The organism is Evansella clarkii (assembly GCF_002019695.1).
GTDB classification, from domain to species: Bacteria; Bacillota; Bacilli; order Bacillales; family Salisediminibacteriaceae; genus Evansella; species Evansella clarkii.
The window spans coordinates 3793413-3811679 of the sequence record NZ_KV917376.1 but is presented as its reverse complement, the minus strand read 5'-3'; the positions used below and the strand labels follow the sequence as shown (position 1 = coordinate 3811679).

Below are 18267 nucleotides of genomic sequence, written 5' to 3'. Positions count from 1 at the left end.
AGGGCACTATGAAACCAGGTGCTGAAAAATTAAGGGCCTATCTAGAAACAAAAGCCGATGGAGTTGCTTCGTTAAATGATTACAAAGAGATAGACAGCACATGGACCCGTAGAACGCTAGAAAGAGTAGCAAACGATTTTCCACATATATTTCAGCTTACCGATGAAAAAGTATCGTTAATAAAGATAAATACAAATAAAGAAGGCTATCGACAAACAAGAAAAGAAATCACAAATAAGCTAGAGAAGTTTTTAGTTGGCCCTTTTTTTAATGATGAGGAATTAGGTAAAAGAAGAAGACCTATGCAGCTTTATTTAACTGGAAAACTTGTTCCATTTGGTTCGTCTTCTAACGTAGTAAATGAAGAAGAATTTGACATTCAGACCAACCAATTAACTCAAGAGGAGAAAGCGGATGAGCACCTCAGCTATCGTGATGTTTTTCGTCCATCTAGCTTAGGGTTTAGTTTTAAAATGAAGAAATTGGGTTCTATTAGGATTGATGCAGAATGGGGTATGTATCATGGTGATTCACATCGGCGTAAGCAGTTTCATGAATATTGGGATATAGAATTAAAAAATAACAGGACTAAAATATTAACGAATAAAAACAATAATTCTGAACCAGCAAGGATTAAATATTCTGTAATAGAAAGAGAAGGTATTTACCATGTAAGTATATTTTTATATAACTCATACGAACGAGAAGATACCTATCCAAAGCAAGAAGAAATTATGTTCCAAACAAAGTTAAGGGTATCCTTTTCTAAGGAGTATATGGCTTTATTTACATCTAAATCTGACAGATTTAATATTTCTGATGAATTGTTATACAGAGATAGCAAAGAGTTAGCAATCGGCCATGGTGTGGGAGTGGATTGGAAGGACGATTCAAAACAAGTGACCATTGAATCAACATGGTTGCCTTTTTATGAGTTACCATCAATAAAGCATAGAAAATTTGAAACACACACCTTTTCAATGAAAAGTTTAAGCAGGATGTCTGCCAAAGAATTATATGACTATTTATCGATTATTCCTGTTGAATATAAAAGTTGGTTAAAGCTTCAAGAGAAAGTAGTTGTAGAATTAGAGCCACATCTAAAAAAAGAAGCAGAAGAAAATATAAAAAAGATAAGAGAAATAATAAAAAGAATTGAGGAAGGAATTTTTTATATTACAAAGTCAGAGGATTGTATCGGTAAAAAAGCATTCCAATTTGCGAATAGATGTATGATGTTACAGCGTGCACAAACAAAGGTTGCATTAGAGTATCGATCCTCTGGAAAAAGAGTTAGGCCGGTGAATGATGGGGAATGGAGACTATTCCAAATCATGTTTATCCTCATGAGTATTTCTGGTGTGTCTAATAAAAATCATCAAGATAGAGACATAGTAGATTTAATATGGTTTCCAACAGGCGGCGGAAAAACAGAAGCATATTTAGGGGTGACAGCATACTTAATGGCATTTAGAAGACTATCATCTGACGTCTTTAATGTTGAAGAATATGCAGGTGTAACTATCTTTATGAGATATACTCTTCGTTTACTAACTACACAACAATTTCAACGTGCAACAGCACTAATTTGTGCAGCAGAATTTATAAGATCGGAAAAACCTCATTTATACGGTACTGTCCCTTTTAGTATCGGGTTATGGATTGGGAGTGATTCATCACCTAATAGTCTTAAAGAAGCTAGTGAAAAGTTGGAAGAAATAAAACAAGGTAAAGAAGTTTTAAAAGGGAATCCAATGCAGCTCACTCACTGTCCATGGTGTGGTACAAGTTTATCAGCAGAAGACTATGAAATCACCGAGGAAACTCAAAAAATTAAATGTAACTATTCTTACTGTGAGTTTTATGCAGAAGGGCTTCCGGTTTATACAGTTGATGAAGAAATTTACAAAAAAGTACCGACTCTACTAATTGGTACAGTGGACAAAGTTGCACAACTTCCATGGAAAAATAATATGTATGAATTATTTGGCCTCAAAAATTTTTACCATCCAGAAAAGGGTTTTACTTATGAAAATAAAGAGACAAAACGAGGTTGGCAGAGAATAGATCGATTAACACCACCTGAGTTAATCATCCAAGACGAACTTCATTTAATATCCGGACCGCTGGGTTCTCTTACTGGTTTATATGAAGTAGCAGTAGATTTACTTTGCCAAAAAAATGGTACTGGACCTAAAATTATTGCATCTACAGCAACTATACGTGGTGCAGAGGAACAGGTTAGAGCTTTATATGGAAGAAATGTTACTCAATTTCCTTTAGCAGTACAAAAAGCAGATGAAAATTTTGTTTCGAGTACTATAGATACTAAAAAAGAGCCAGGTCGCTTATATTTAGGAATATGTGCACCAGGAGTGAGTGGAAAAATACAATCTATTCAAACTTACGCTGCTTTAACAGCGATCACCCGTTCTTCTAATTCAGAAACTTTAGATCCTTATTGGACTATGCTAGGTTATTTTAATACAGTAAAAGAATTATCAGGAATGTTAACAACGTTCAAAGATGAAATTCCTACTAGGTTGGATATGATTGACAGTAAAAAAGAGTTTTCTCATGATTTGCATGTAGAAGAAATGACCAGCAGAAAAAAGGCTAAAGAAATACCCGAATTACTTTCAAAGATGGAAAAAAACATGCAGGACCAGGGAGCTCTAGATGCTGTTTTAGCAACCAACATGATTTCGGTAGGAGTTGACGTTAATAGGTTAGGAATAATGGTTATGCATGGTCAACCAAAAACAACATCAGAATATATCCAAGCAACTAGTCGTATTGGTCGTGAATATCCTGGGCTAGTACTTACTATATTTAATTCAATGCGTTCCCGTGATTTATCCCATTTTGAACGTTTTAAAGCCTATCATCAAGCTCTTTACCGCCACGTAGAGACAATGAGCGTTACTCCATTTTCTGTAGGAAGCCGAAAAAAAGGCTTAACGGGAGCTTTTATAGGTTACCTTAGACAATCATTAATAAATATAAGTAACGAAAGAAGTGCTAATAAGTTCAGGTTCACCCTCGAAGTAAAAGAGTTGAGAGACCGTTTCCTAACTAGGATTAATCAAACTAACAAGTGGACTGAGAATGAAGCAGAAGTAACGTTGGAAGATTTCATTAACTGGTGGGAAGAAATGGCTGATAAATATAAGGAACAACTTAGTTATCGAAAAGATAAATATTGCAAGGATCATTTGTTACGACAATTTCCTGAGAAACCTAAAACTAAAGATTCAAAACCTGCGATGAACTCATTACGAAACGTAGAAGGTGAGATTTTGGTGGAAGAGATGAGGTTAAAAGATGAGTAAAGAAATGGGGTTGCTAAGGCCATCACAACTAGTCTATCATTATGGACCTGGGTCCATAGTTGATATGATGGATCAAAGTGTCATGGTTATGGCAACAGATTTATGGGATACGAAGTACACACCGCATGAAAAAGATGAGCGTATTACTCGTGCAATTGGTATAGACTATATTAAGTTATTAAATGAAAGGCCGGACTCCATTAAAATTAGAGCACGGGAATTCCCTAATTGGAAGATATGCCCTAAATGTAGTATGATGACAAATTTCAAAAACCAATATTGTCATTTTTGTAAGCAAAATGGAGAGGAAGTTGAATTATATCCAAGCAGATTTGTAGTTGCCTGTAACCAAGGCCACATTCAGGATTTCCCGTATATCGAATGGGTTCATAAGGATAAAGCATGTACAAGTAATACACCTATATTAAAATTTATACGACATGGTGATAGTGGTTCTCTATCAGATTTAAGTGTTAAGTGTGTTAAATGTAAAGAAGAGCAATCATTAGGGTCAATAATGAAAAAAGGAATACTTCAATCTGTCCTAAGAGAGTGTTCAGGTGAACGCCCTTGGATAGGGGATAGAGAATCTTGTACTGAAGTTATGGAGACGTACCTTCGGGGAGCGTCTAATATTTATTCACCAGCTGTAACTAGTTTCTTACAAATACCACTTACTGAACAACATAGCGATCCATTTCTTGAACTAGTAAGGGAGAATGAAACTGCCTTGGTAAAGGCACGAGAATTAAATGATGATATGTTCTTAATGCAATTGACTATCTTAGGAATCGATCACTCGGACAAAGACAAAGTAGAAAAAATAATTGACGGAGAATTTGACGAAGAAATAACTTATGAATCAATTCGTAAACAAGAATGGAACACCCTTATTGCAGGAGATAATGATGATTCATTACTATCTGGATATAAGTCAGTAAGAGTAGATGTACATGATAAGATGACAGAATATTTTTCTGCCATTCATAAGGTTGAATCACTCCCTGAGATCCAAGTCCTTCAGGGTTTCACGCGAATCGATTATCTAGATCGCTTTGAAATTAGTGAACAAAAAGATCTGCTTCCTATTATGAAAAATAATACAAATTGGCTTCCTGGAATACGGAACATTGGAGAAGGGATATTTTTCCGGTTTAACGAGAATACACTAAAAGATTGGGAAACAACTACTCCGAATGAAAAAATTACCGAACAAGCAATTTTAAGATATAATCGACAAAGGGATCAAATGGGATATAAGGCATTACCTATTAAAAGTAGGCACGTACTTCTTCATACGTTTAGTCATGCTTTAATTAAAGAATTGGCTGCGTATTCGGGATATTCTACCACCGCACTTAAAGAAAGAATCTATTGCAATGATATAATGTACGGTGTATTAATATATACCGCGTCTGGTGATTCAGAAGGGAGTCTTGGTGGGTTAATTGAACAAGCTTCATCCGAAAATTTATATCCTATTTTTATTCGGGCAATAGAAAGAATGATGTATTGTTCTTCTGATCCTAATTGTTCAGAAGGAGAATTTAAGTATAATACAACTGCTAATGGTGCTGCCTGCCATTCTTGCTCCTACGTTTCTGAAACATCGTGCGAATGGGGAAACCAGCTTTTAGATCGAAGACTTTTGTTAAATATAAACCCTGGTGAAAATTCCGGTTTCTTCAAAATTTAATGATTAAGGTGTAGTTATTATGGGCTACACCTTTTTAACTTGTTCATTAAATTATATTAATATATTATTGATTAATGATGTAGAATTAAAGGAGTTTATCAGGCGAAAATGGAAGTATAATAATATTGAAATATAGCTGTTTACATTTTAGAATTTAATGAAGGATGTTGGTATTTTGAATATAAATAGCTTGAATAAAAATATAAAGGAAATGAGGAAATGGTATCATAAATTGATTTACTTAGCTGGCACTGATAGTTCATTCAGTGCGAGTATACCTATATTGGATGAGATGGAAAAAATAAATGTTAACAGTGTTATCAGTGAGAGCTTAATAAGTATTCCAAAACACAAATACCCAATGTTCATGGAAGATATACTTAGGAATGCATTTGCAGATGAGGAGAAAATATACATATTGCAGCATATTGATATTTTATTTGATCCTCAATTGAAAATTAATCCAGTGAGGTTGTTAGAAAACTTAAGTAAATCGTATAGACTCCTTGTAGATTGGCCAGGTAGGTATATAGACGGTCAACTTATATATGCAGAGTACGGGCACCCGGAGTATTTTGTTAGTAGCGACTTTGAAGGTGTGATTTATAAATAATTAAAATTATGTGGGGTGTTTAACATGCTTCGTTATCAAGACTTAATATCATTTGAGCCGATTGAATCAGTTATCCAATTAAGGGAAGCAGATAATAAAGATCGAGCTATTGCTTTATTAGAATCCTATGTTGTATCAGAACATATGGAGGATAAATTAATTTATGACATATTTGAGAATCTCCAATTTGATCGTATGGTAGATAATCGTGGTATGTTAATTGTTGGAAACTACGGGTCTGGTAAATCTCATTTAATGAGTGTCGTATCAACTATAGCTGAGTTACCAAATTCTAGTCAGTACCTACGATACGAGAAGGTTTCCGAAAAAGCTAAAGAAGTAGAAGGGAAATTCCAAGTTATTCGTGCAGAGTTTGGTGCAGTTACAATGTCTCTACGTGATATTATTTGCCATCATTTAGAAAAAGGGTTAGAAAGAATGGGTATTGAATACTCTTTTCCTCCTGCAAACCAGGTAACAAACAATAAAGATATGTTATATGAAATGATGGAGTTATTTAACGAGGAATATCCAGATCAAGGCTTGCTTTTAGTTATAGATGAACTGTTAGATTATTTAAGAAGTCGAAAAGAACAAGAGCTAACTTTAGACCTCGGTTTTCTACGAGAAGTTGGGGAAGTATGTAGTCAATCACGTTTTCGATTTATCTCTGGAGTACAGGAGATGCTTTTTGATAATCCTCATTTTAGCTTTGTAGCAGATTCCTTAAGAAGAGTAAAAGAACGCTTTAAAGAAACTAGGATTGTTCGTGAAGATATTGCCTTTGTTGTTTCCGAGCGCTTATTGAAAAAAAATGAAGAACAAAAGGCACTAATCCGAGAACATTTAAGTAAATTTACGAAGATGTACAACGGGCTAGCTGAGGAAATTGATACCTATGTAAATATGTTTCCTATCCATCCTAGCTATCTTGAAATGTTTGAAAGAGTTAATATTGCTGAAAAACGTGTTGCATTAAAAACGATTAGTGACGAAATTAGAAAGTTGATTACAAAAGACGTACCAGACTATGAAACAGGATTTATTTCTTTTGATCGATATTGGAATTATATTATCGAAGATTCTTCCTTACGCTCAAACGATAGAGTCAAAATGATAATGGACAAAGTAAACACCTTAAAAGGTACCATTCAAACTGGGGTGAAAAGTTTATATAAGCCAATGGCAGAACAGATGGTACATGCATTAGCGGTCTTTCGTTTAACAACAGAGGATCTTAACACTCCAATTGGACTTACATCGGGAGCAATGAGGGATAAACTTTTTATTAGTAATTCTACATTATTAGACTTCGATGACGAAGTTGCTGATATGTTAAAAACAACAATCGATTCGGCAATGAAAGATCTACGAAATGCTGCAAGTTTTCAATTCATATCTCTAAATGAAGAGAACGGGCAATATTTTATTAATATTGATGAAGCTGTTCCTGTAGATGAATTAATTAGCCAACGGGGAGAAATGCTAAGTAATAACCAATTGGATAGTTATTATTTCGATGTATTAAAAATGGCAACCGAAGTGTCCGACAACACGTATGTCCATGGTTATAAAATTTGGTTACATGAAATACCTTGGATGGAAAAACGTGTCAAACGTCAAGGTTACTTATTTTTTGGTGCACCTAACGAACGATCAACAGCCCAGCCAGAACGTGATTTTTATATTTATATGCTGCAAGCATTTGAGGAGCCAAAATATAAAAATGAAGAAAAAGAAGATGAAGTTTTCTTCCGTTTAAGTAAGAAAAACGATGAGTTTATTAAATTACTTCGGTTGTATGGCGGAGCTACCGTTATGTATAATGACACAACAACAAATAAAAGTTTATATAAACCCAAAATTACTGAGTACCAAAAGAAATTAGTGAAGTGGATAAAGGATCATTTTGTAGACGCATATGAAGTTATATATAGAGGTAAAGAAGCCGGTGTTTTGGATCATGGCCTATTTTTACCACAAAATCCAGATACGTTGGTTGATCTAATTGATTCTGTATCTCATGATTTGCTTTCTCAATACTTTGAAGAGAAATATGGGGATTATCCAAGTTTCAGAAAAATTGAACGTTCATATTTGACGAAAGGTAATATGCATACGTATGTAAAAGATGCGTTAGATTATTTAAATGGTAGAAAAAAACTACAAGGGGAAGCAATTCTTGATGGCTTGGTTTTATTAGACCAAACTGGAAACCCGACAACAAGAAATTCCGGTTATGCAAAGTGGGTAGTTGACTTATTAAATGACAAAGAAAAAGGCCAGGTATTAAATCAAAACGAATTAATTGAAGTGATAAATACGGTTCAAGGTACACCGGATCAACGAGTTACTAAGAAGTTTAAAATGGAGCCTGAATTACTTGTAGTTGTAATTGGGGCATTAATTCAAAGTGGTGAAATAGTCGTTACTATCGGCGGAAAAACATATGAAGCAATGAATTTTTCAGAATTTGTTCAATTACCAATCGAAGAAATAACCTATTTTAGCCACATTAAGAAGCCAAGTGGACTTCCGATCCTTGAAATCCAGGAACTAATAAACATATTTGAGGGCTTTAAGGTAGATTTTTCAGACCCTGATTTAGTTGAACGGGGGATTAAACAAATCATCTCAAAAGCAAGTGAAGAAACAAATCGTACAGTGGAAATGTTAAATAACTTTAATACCAAGTTCCAAAAATGGGACGGGCCTCTATTTAATGCTGAAGAAACAGAAGCATACAAATCAGAGTTAAATAGTCTAAATGAATTTTTACAAGGAATTAAGGTATATAATACCCGTGCAAAAATGGTAAATCTTAAGTATGGCTTAGAAAGAATTGAAGCGGAAAAACAACATTTAAAAACTTTAAATAAGCTTGAGAATTTACAAAAAAGAGTTGTTGAATATACGAAGATTGCTGATTATTTAACAAAAGCGAGGTACATCGTTTCACCAAGTAAGGATTGGATAAATGAAGTTGATATAGCATTAGACAATTTAAGTGTCGCATTAAAAAATGATGAAAATTGCTCAAATGAGATCGCTGAATTAGAAAGGTTGAAAAGAGAATATATTAACCATTATCTTCAGTTACATCAAGATAGTAGGCTCAATGCTACTGAAAATCGTAAAAAGGCCTCTTTGCTTCAGGATAATAGATATGAAGCAATAAATATGTTGGCAACAAAGATAGAACTTTTTAAGTCCAGTAATGTTTTTGATCAATGGCGTGAAAAAATAAAATCATTAAAGGATTGTTATTATTTAACTGCTGAAGGATTAGAGCACCAACCTGAATGTACTAATTGTCACTTTAATCCTAGGGAGGAATTAAACAGAGATAAAATATCTCTCGAAGACCTGGAAGAGGAATTAGAAATTATCCTTACTAGGTGGACGGAAACATTGTTAACAAACTTCAATGATCCAGAGGTAAAAGAAAGTATTGAGTTGTTAGATGATAGACAAAAACTACTTATTATATCGTTTATAGATCAGAAACAATTTAATTTGCCTATTTCAATTGAACTTATAAACGCTATAAATATCGTTTTAAAGGGAATCCACCAAGAAAGAATTGATATTGAGCAATTAATAAAGGTGGTAGGTGATGGTAATCCAATTACAGTCCAAGAAGCAAAGGGGAATTTCGAAAAACTTTTGCGAGCAATGGTTGGGCATAATGATGAAAACCGAGTTCGAATAACCGTTAAGAAATAAGAGGGGGATAATAATGGAAAAAGAATCAACCCAACTTTCCTTTATGAATGAAGACTCTCAAGCAGATAACAAACCTGCTGTCTGCTTGGGAATAACCTTTAACAATGAGGAAGAGAGAAGAGAATACTTCAGGGAAGAATTAAGAAAAAAATTGCCTGAACTAAAGAAAATAGAAGGATTTCCAATCGGAGAAGACGAAGACATCATTGCCTTATCTGACCCTCCTTATTACACTGCATGCCCAAATCCTTGGATAAAAGATTATATTGAGGAGTGGGAGAAAGAAAAAAAGGATAAGAATGGTAGAGGTCTAAATGAAGAATATAATCGGAAACCTTTTATAGCAAATGTTTCTGAAGGAAAGTATGACAAAAGTTATAAATTTCATCCCTACCCTACAAAAGTGCCTCATAAGGCAATCATGCGTTATATTCTCAATTATACTGAACCTGGCGATATAATATTGGATAGTTTTTCCGGTACTGGAATGACCGGGGTAGCTGCACAATTTTGTTCTTCAGAGAAGGAATTATTGGAACTTGGTTATGAAGTAAAGGACAGTGAGATATTAACTAAAATAGAAAATATTGATGGAACAATTAGTAGAGTTCCCTTTTCGACTATTGGAGAAAGAAAAGTTATATTAAATGACCTTTCAGCTGCATCCTCATATATCTCCTATAACTTTAATATGCAGGATACTAAGTTAGAATTAAAATATTTAATGGATACTTTAAAAGAAACTGCTAACAAGACTAATTGGATGTTTAAAACCTTACATGATGCTTCGGACAATGAGATTAGTGCCGCTAAGAAAGTGATTTCAAATGTAACAAACCTTGAAAAAGGTTCACATGCTTTAAATAAATTAGATTCTGTTGTTGGAACCACTAATTTTGTGGCCTGGTCTGATGTTTTCATTTGCCGGGAATGTCTATCTGAAATAGTTTACTGGAATGAAGCTGTAAATGAAGAAACTGGCGTTATTAATGATAATTTTGACTGTCCAAATTGTGGGGTGCTTTTATCAAAGAATTTGATAGATAAATCATATATTGAAGAATATGATCCCTACTTGAATAAAATAACTAGACAAATTAAACAAGAACCAGTTTTAATAAATTATACTTATAATAAAAAGCGCTATATAAAAAAGCCCGATGAATTCGATAGACAATTAATTAAGATAATTAACACTCTTGAACCAATAAATTCAATACCAATTGATGAATTACCAGATGGTGAGGAAACACTACGACCTAAAAAGGCAGGCCTCACACATATTCATAAATTTTATACTAATAGAAACTTATTAGTTTTAGGAACTTTTATTGAACAAGGGGATATTAGAAACTTAAGTAAAGTTGTAACCCGAGTCGCTACTCGTATAACAAAAATGTATGGGTTAACTTATCAAAGTGGAAAATGGGGAGCTGGTGGTGGCCCTTTATCAGGAACCTATTATATTCCTTCATTAGTTAAAGAATTAAATATGTTAATACAAATTGAAAAATCATTAAAAACTCAACAAAGCAAGAACTGGGCTTTATCAACACAAGGAGTAATCCAATCAATCAATTCTTCTACAAATTTATCTTTTATCAAGTCAGATTCAATAGACTATATTTTTCTCGACCCACCATTTGGTGGAAACTTAATGTACTCTGAATTAAATTATATTTGGGAAGCTTGGTTAAAAGTCCATACCAATAATAAGGAAGAAGCTATTGTTAACAAATATCAGAAGAAATTATTAAATGAATATAAAGGACTTATTTCTAAATGTTTTAGTGAAGCTTATAGAGTGCTTAAACCAGGAAGATGGTTAACAGTTGAATTTTCTAACACTAAAGCCGAGGTTTGGAATGTAATACAAAATTCTATAACTGAATCAGGCTTTGTAATAGCCAACGTCTCCTCTCTTGATAAGAAGAAAGGCAGTTTTAAAGCTATTACTACTTCAACAGCAGTAAAACAAGATCTTGTAATTTCTGCATATAAACCAAAAAAGGAAAGTTTAATAAAGATAAAAAAACAAGAAAGTTTAAATGAATCGACCTGGATTTTTATTGCACAACACTTAGAGCAATTACCTGTGTTTAGTGGATATACAGGGAAAGCAGAAGTAATTCAAGAAAGAACTCCTCGTGTTCTTTTTGATCGTATGGTAGCCTTTTATGTGCAAAATGGATTGCCGGTTCCATTATCTTCTGCAGAATTCCAACAAGGGGTATCACAAAAATTTCCTATGAGAGATGGTATGGCATTTTTGGAAAGTCAAATAGCTGAATATGATAAAAAGAGGATCTTAGTTAGAGAGTTTACTCAAACCAGTCTATTTGTTTCTGATGAGAACAGTGCTATAGAATGGATACGACAGCAGTTGTTAAAAAAACCACAAACACGTCAGGATATCCACCCTAATTTCATAAAGGAACTGCAGCATATAGCAAAACATGAAATCCTTCCTGAACTAGACGATCTTTTAAATCAGAATTTTTTAAGATATGACGGAAATGGTCATGTTCCAAGCCAAATTTTCACATACTTGAGAAAAAATTATAAAGATTTACGTAATTTAGAACCTAGCGACACAAAACTGATTGCAAGAGCAATGCACCGATGGTATGTTCCTGATCCAAATAAACAAGCAGACTTAGAAAAACTTCGGGAAAGGTCCTTGTTACGAGAATTTGATGGCTACCTAAAAGATTTAGAAGGGAATAATAAGAAGTTAAAACATTTTCGTACTGAATCAATTCGTGCTGGTTTTAAGAAGGCATATAAAGAAAAGAATTTTGAAACAATTGTTAATATAGGAGAACGCATTCCGGAAAAAGTTATTCAAGAAGACGATAAACTATTAATGTACTATGATAATGCTTGTACGCATTTAGGTTTGTAAGGGGGGAAAGAAGATGTCCAAATGGCGAGATGTAATTATTGGCAAGTTTAAAAATCAAGATTGTTCCTTTCTCTTTGTTCAGGACTTTGATTTACTGTTGAACGATGAGCATATTTTGAATAGTTTACCTTATCAGGGTTATGAAGTACTAAGATACGAGGATTCTATCTCATTTCGCTTTTTGTATGAACTAAAGTTCCGTGAGCAGGAAGGTAAATTTAAAATTTTGTTGATAGCCAATGAGGACATCTTCTTACCTTATGAATTTGAGAAAAAAGCATTAAAAATTAAATTAGATATTCACTCATTATATCCTAAATTTTCAGCTATAGTTATCCGCCAGATAAGTAGTGAGGAATTTGATGAATTAGATCGCCTCCATTCTTTATATTCCGGGCCTTCCTCTGCCCAAGAAACATTATCTTTCTTAATCAGAAATTTATATAAAATTCCTTATGACATTATAGATCGGGAAGTGGAGTTATATAAAGCACTCCTATCCATTCATTATAAAGATCAAGAAGTTCCAAATGTAGTACAAAACTTTCTTTATGATGAATGGAGTAAAATTGATATATTTAGACAGCTACCATTAAAGAAAATGATTCGATCTTCTTCCTTCTTTTATAAATATATCGAACAACAATGGAGTGATCTAGTAAAAGAGTATTCCAAAATTAAGAATGGCCAAATTTGCGATTCGTCTACTGTAATTTATAATAGTCCACTTGCTGACGGTGATGTTCGAAGAATGATGAGTGATCTATTTATGGAGGGTATTATTAAGAAAGTAGAACATGTAGAGACTTCTTTGTTTCCAGATTGGATGAGAACTGGTATAGAAGAAAAAGGAGAAGAAGATGGAGATAAGAAATTATCATACTTATTCGATGAAATTGAAGCTAAACTGTTGGATGCTAAAAGGTATACGGATTGGATTAATATAATTGAATACCTATCTGAATATAAGCATACATCTATTCGTGTTGGTAGAGATACAGAGCAACTTTTCAAAAAAGTTAACCAATCTTTTCAAGAATGGATAGTGAAGTATTATCACTCTTTAACAAGTTTACCTCCATCTCCTAAACCAAAATTTGTACATCATATACCTTATGTAATAAATAAAGAAAAAAGTAAAAATGAAAAAGTTGCTTTGTTAGTTTTAGATGGAATGAGCTTTCCTGACTGGATGTTAGTGAGGAATCACTTAAAGGAAAAAGGTTTTTCATTTACTGAGAATGGTGTTTTCGCTTGGGTCCCCACCTTAACATCTGTTTCCCGGCAGGCCATCTTTTCAGGGAAAATGCCATTAACTTTTAGTAAACATATTTCCACCACATCTGCAGAAGAAAAATGGTGGAAAGCTTTTTGGGAAGATCAAGGTATTCTGAAACAATATGTAACGTACCAAAAAGGACTAGGTGTTGAAACTTATGATAGTAGCAAAATAAAAGGATTATCCAGAAAAGCTACTAAGGTTTACGGAGCTGTTATTGATATTATTGATCAATTTATTCACCACTCAGTTTTGGGTGAAAAAGGTGTTTATACTAATTTAAATTTATGGTTAGACTCCGATTATTTAGAGAATTTTTTACTGGACTTACAGAGCGCAGGCTTTACTATTTATATAACTTCAGACCATGGTAATACTAGTGCTAGCGGTGTAGGACGGATTCAAGAAGGAGTTTTAGTAGATCAAACAGGTGAACGTGTACGTATCTACGATGACTATACTATTTATAAAAACTCTGCTACAAATATACCTTCATTGAAGTGGCCTAATATTGGGTTGCCAGAAGATTTTCACGTTTTATTAGCTCCATACGGAAAGGCGTATGTACCCGAAGACTCTAAAGTACTGTCCCACGGAGGAATAAGTATTGAAGAGGTCTTAGTACCATTTGTAAAAGTTGAACCAATTAAGGGAAGTGGGTTGAATTGACCAAACCAGTGGGTTTTGATCAAAAAGTTTTAATACATCATTTAGACTATACAGCTAAGCAATCAAAAAAAAACACCAAAACCGAGATGTACGCCATACTCGACGGGTTCTTACGCGAAGATATTACAGGGGCTAAATCACGTAAAAATGCGATAACAATGTTGATGAAGATATGGGTAAACGTTCCTGATGAGTTGATATTAGTTAGAGAAGAGGTATTAAAAAACTTTAATGAATTTACTAAAGAAGAACGTTTATTTGTCCATTGGTGTATGACCATTGTTGCTTATCCGTTTTTTAAAGATGTAGCAACAGAATTCGGGAGATTATTTCAAGTACAGGAAAATATATCAAGTACATCTATTAGTAAACGAATGAAAGAATCCTATGGCGATAGGAGAAGAGTTGAAGTAGCAACAAGTGCAGTTTTGATGAGTATGAAAGCTTGGAAAATTATTATTCCTGGGAATAATAAAACATATATGGAAAATCAAAAAGTATATATAGATAATCCACTACTGCATGCTTTATTACTTGATACGCTTTTGACTGTGTTAGAGAGTGATACAATCTATGTAGACATGGCTACGAATCATCCTTTATTTTTTCCGTTTCAGTACAAACTAAATCTCCAACAGTTAAAGAAGCGGAAAAATAGTTTTTCCATTTACAACCAAGGAGTTGAGAATTTAATCGTTGAAAAAATATAAACTGCCTTATTCTTATGAATAAGGTTTTCTTTAATATAAATACCTTTTTATAATTTTTACATAGTTGGGGGACAATTATATGGATATAGGTGATGTTATTTCTAGTTCTTTTTTTCCAGAACCGGTAAAAATTAAAAAATGTGATCCAATAGCAGAATATTTTATTATAGAAGCCATAGGAGAGGAAACTAACAAGTATTATGAGTTATTGATAGAACAAGAGAAAATGAAAAAACTTTATCGCGTAGAGGATAATGAACAAAATAATGTTAATACTGAGGATTTACAAAACTATATACAGTATAGAATGTTAAAAAACAATTTAAAGTTCTCAAATTCAAGGGCACTGGAAAATGAGAATATCATGCCTTTACCTCATCAAATAGAGGCTGTTTACGGACGAATGCTTCAAGTCCCACAAATTCGCTTTTTACTAGCAGATGATCCAGGTGCAGGAAAAACTATCATGGCAGGAATGTTGATGAAGGAACTAATTTCAAGGTTTAATTCACAAAGAATATTAATCCTCGTCCCACCATTGGTGTTAAAACAATGGCAAGAAGAATTAGAACAAAAATTCTCTATCAATTTTCATATTGTAAACCGAACAATATTGAAGGAATATGGTAGGAAAAATCCATTTATCAAACATCCTTTTGTACTTACTTCTATGTATTGGGCTATTCGGGATGATGTTCGACCGTTAATTCAAGAAGCCAATTATGATTTAATTATTGTTGACGAAGCTCATAAAATGGCTGCATACACTCAAGGAACAGCAAAGAAAAAAGTATTTCGAACTAAGCTTTACCAACTAGGGGAATTTATACTCCAAAAAGCATCTCATGTTTTATTACTAACTGCTACGCCACATAAAGGTGATTCAGAAAACTTCCGCCATTTGATGAAATTAATTGATGAGGACGTATTTAATAGTAGTTCTGTTAATGAGAGCATTAGAGAAAAATCAAATCCATTTATCATTCGGCGTTTAAAGGAGAATCTGAAGAACTTTGATGGGAGCCCTATTTTTCCTAAGCGTACTACAAAAACGATCCAATTCGAATTAACTGAAGGCGAATTAGATCTGTATGAGTCAGTAACAAATTATGTAAGTCAATATTTTAACAAGGCAATAAATAATGGAAGCGAAAGTACAGCATTCGCAATGATGCTCCTACAAAGAAGATTAAGTTCATCTCTTGATGCAATTTATTTATCATTAAAAAGAAGGTATGCACGTTTAGTTAGTTTATATAAACAAACAGAGACAGAACGTAAAAGGTATTTAAATAAATTGAAAAGGATAGAAACAGAGCATTATTTAGAAGAGGGCAACGAATATCAGGAAGAAGTGGAAAGAAAGCTTGAACTATCTACAGATGAGATAAATTTAAAAGAATTAAAGAAAGAAATTCTTGTTTTAAAAGGACTTATCAAACAAGCCGAACATATAAAATTTTATGAAGTCGAGAAGAAATATCAAGAATTAGAAGAAACACTATTCGGTCTTAATGGACTCCTTCAACAGAATGAAAAAATCATTATATTTACAGAGTCAATAGACACATTAAATTATCTAGAAGAGAAACTATTAAAAAGGGTTAGTATTGTTGCAAAAATTATAGGTGGTTCTTCTATGGAAAAACGTCGGCAACAAGTTGAGTTGTTTCGAAATAATTGCCAAATTATGCTGGCTACCGACGCTGGAGGAGAATCTATTAATCTTCAATTCTGTAATCAAATGATAAATTATGATATTCCCTGGAATCCAAATAAGTTAGAACAGCGTATGGGGCGCATTCATAGAATTGGTCAAATGAACGAAGTATTTGTGTTTAATCTAGTAGCTAAGAATACAAGGGAAGGTAGTGTCATGGCTAAACTTCTCGATAAAATTGAACAGATGCGTACAGATTTAGGAAGTGACCTAGTTTATGATTTTATGGGGGAAATTATAGAAGATAATTACGACAGTTTAGCAGAAATAATGCAAAAGGCGATAATCGAGAGAGAAAGATTAGATGAAATTCTTGAAAATATGGATAAGACACTTACAAACGAACATGAAAAATTACTTGAATTACTTAAGGAAGAAAGAATGGCAGAAGAGGATCTTGACTTATCAGCTTTAAAGAAACAAAAGGAAAACTTAATCGTTAACCGTGTGCCACCTATGTCTTACACAAACTTCACAACTCATGTTCTTAACAAGAAAAAAGTAAGGATAGCCAAATCAAAAGATAAAAAAGTCTTTCGGATTGAAAGATTGCCTAAATTTATTCGTGAACAAATGGGTGATTATAATGAATATCACGAAGGGAGTTACCATTTTACAAACTCAATAAAAAAGGCAACAGAACAAACCCCTTTGATTTCGGAGAGTCATCCTCTCTTTATTACCGCGATGAAATTAATAGATCAAAAAATGAAAGGGCAATCATGGTCACATTATAAAGTGTCAACAAACATACCTGAAAATATATATGTAGAAATCTATGAAATTAGCGTTACTGATGGAACTGGGAAAACCTTAGAAAACCAATTGATTCATTTAGCGCAGAGGAAGTCTGGTGACATTATTACTTTGGATCCTAATTGGATTTTTTATCATCAATTATTAGATGAAGTAACTCAATTAAACGCAAATAATAAAAAAGAGCTCTTAAATGATATTATTAGTAACGCTATGGAAATCCGTGATGAAATTGCATCTAAAAGAGAGTCACAGTTAAATAAATTACATATCTTTCTGGAGAAGTCCTTTAATCATCAATATCGAGAAACGTTGAATAGGTTAGATAGCTATCAGCAAGAAAATGTAGATAATCGAAACACTGCCCTTATCAATCAGATGAATTCTAAATTAATTGAAATAGATAATAAGAAAGAAGAAAGACTAGAATTAGTAAATCGTCAAAGGAATGTGTCCTTAAAACCTCCTAAAAAGATTTTGTCATTACAAATATTATCTCAAGGAAAATGTAAGCGAGTCATAGCCAGTGATTACACCGAAGCTATTATAAAATACGAGCGTGCGAATGGTCGTATGAATGTGAAACAATATAACAATCTTGGCCTAGTTGATTTTTCTAGTGAGCGGTTTAATGGCGAAGAGCGGTTTATTATATTAACTAATGATCCTCAATTTGAATTTACTGAATATGAGGAGGAGGCATTAGGGGATATATTAGATAAGGTTTACATTTATATAGTAGAAGGCGGAGAGGTGAAGGAAGTAAGAAAAAATAAATAAATAGGTAATATATAAGAGATCATCAAAAGTGCATGTACGCATATATTATATTTAAAAAAGTTCTATTAATTGGAATAAAAT

General features: G+C 33.3%; 8 protein-coding genes. All 8 read left to right on the top strand.

Annotated elements, in window-relative coordinates; translation table 11 throughout:
* Positions 1–8: 8 nt before the first annotated feature.
* The 8 genes from drmA to BK582_RS17770 all read left to right on the top strand — a co-directional run bounded on the left by drmA (position 9) and on the right by BK582_RS17770 (position 18186).
* Positions 9–3332: a DISARM system helicase DrmA gene (drmA, locus tag BK582_RS17805; protein WP_078598093.1), complete on the top strand. Its 3324-nt coding sequence runs from the start codon at positions 9–11 to the stop codon at positions 3330–3332.
* Positions 3325–5028 (top strand): DUF1998 domain-containing protein, encoded by a 1704-nt coding sequence (gene drmB, locus BK582_RS17800; protein WP_078596334.1) that lies wholly within the window; start codon positions 3325–3327, stop codon positions 5026–5028. The genes drmA and drmB overlap by 8 nt, the downstream gene beginning before the upstream one ends.
* A 157-nt stretch (positions 5029–5185) precedes the next feature.
* Positions 5186–5641, top strand: a complete 456-nt coding sequence (gene brxF / locus BK582_RS17795; protein WP_139368265.1) for a BREX-3 system P-loop-containing protein BrxF — start codon at positions 5186–5188, stop codon at positions 5639–5641.
* 24 nt (positions 5642–5665) lie between these two features.
* Entirely contained in the window at positions 5666–9367 is a 3702-nt protein-coding gene (locus BK582_RS17790) for a DUF6079 family protein (RefSeq protein WP_078596332.1), read from the top strand.
* Positions 9368–9380: 13 nt separating this feature from the next.
* Positions 9381–12272 (top strand): DNA methyltransferase, encoded by a 2892-nt coding sequence (locus tag BK582_RS17785; protein WP_078596331.1) that lies wholly within the window; start codon positions 9381–9383, stop codon positions 12270–12272.
* 13 nt (positions 12273–12285) lie between these two features.
* On the top strand, positions 12286–14220 hold the full coding sequence (gene pglZ, locus BK582_RS17780; protein ID WP_078596330.1) for a BREX-3 system phosphatase PglZ: 1935 nt from the start codon (positions 12286–12288) through the stop codon (positions 14218–14220).
* A gap of 8 nt (positions 14221–14228) precedes the next feature.
* The gene (locus tag BK582_RS17775; protein ID WP_244895422.1) at positions 14229–14930 is read left to right on the top strand and encodes a hypothetical protein; all 702 of its coding nucleotides are present in this window, start codon (positions 14229–14231) and stop codon (positions 14928–14930) included.
* Positions 14931–15009: 79 nt separating this feature from the next.
* Positions 15010–18186, top strand: coding sequence for a DEAD/DEAH box helicase (locus BK582_RS17770; protein ID WP_078596328.1), 3177 nt, complete (start codon positions 15010–15012; stop codon positions 18184–18186).
* Positions 18187–18267 lie beyond the last annotated feature (81 nt).

What these genes read in the sequence shown, in the direction of transcription:
- brxF (WP_139368265.1), top strand. Translation starts at nt 5,186, where the DNA reads ATGAAGGATGTTGGTATTTTGAATATAAATAGCTTGAATAAAAATATA.
- drmA (WP_078598093.1), top strand. Translation starts at nt 9, where the DNA reads ATGAAACCAGGTGCTGAAAAATTAAGGGCCTATCTAGAAACAAAAGCC.
- pglZ (WP_078596330.1), top strand. Translation starts at nt 12,286, where the DNA reads ATGTCCAAATGGCGAGATGTAATTATTGGCAAGTTTAAAAATCAAGAT.
- BK582_RS17790 (WP_078596332.1), top strand. Translation starts at nt 5,666, where the DNA reads ATGCTTCGTTATCAAGACTTAATATCATTTGAGCCGATTGAATCAGTT.
- drmB (WP_078596334.1), top strand. Translation starts at nt 3,325, where the DNA reads ATGAGTAAAGAAATGGGGTTGCTAAGGCCATCACAACTAGTCTATCAT.
- BK582_RS17785 (WP_078596331.1), top strand. Translation starts at nt 9,381, where the DNA reads ATGGAAAAAGAATCAACCCAACTTTCCTTTATGAATGAAGACTCTCAA.
- BK582_RS17770 (WP_078596328.1), top strand. Translation starts at nt 15,010, where the DNA reads ATGGATATAGGTGATGTTATTTCTAGTTCTTTTTTTCCAGAACCGGTA.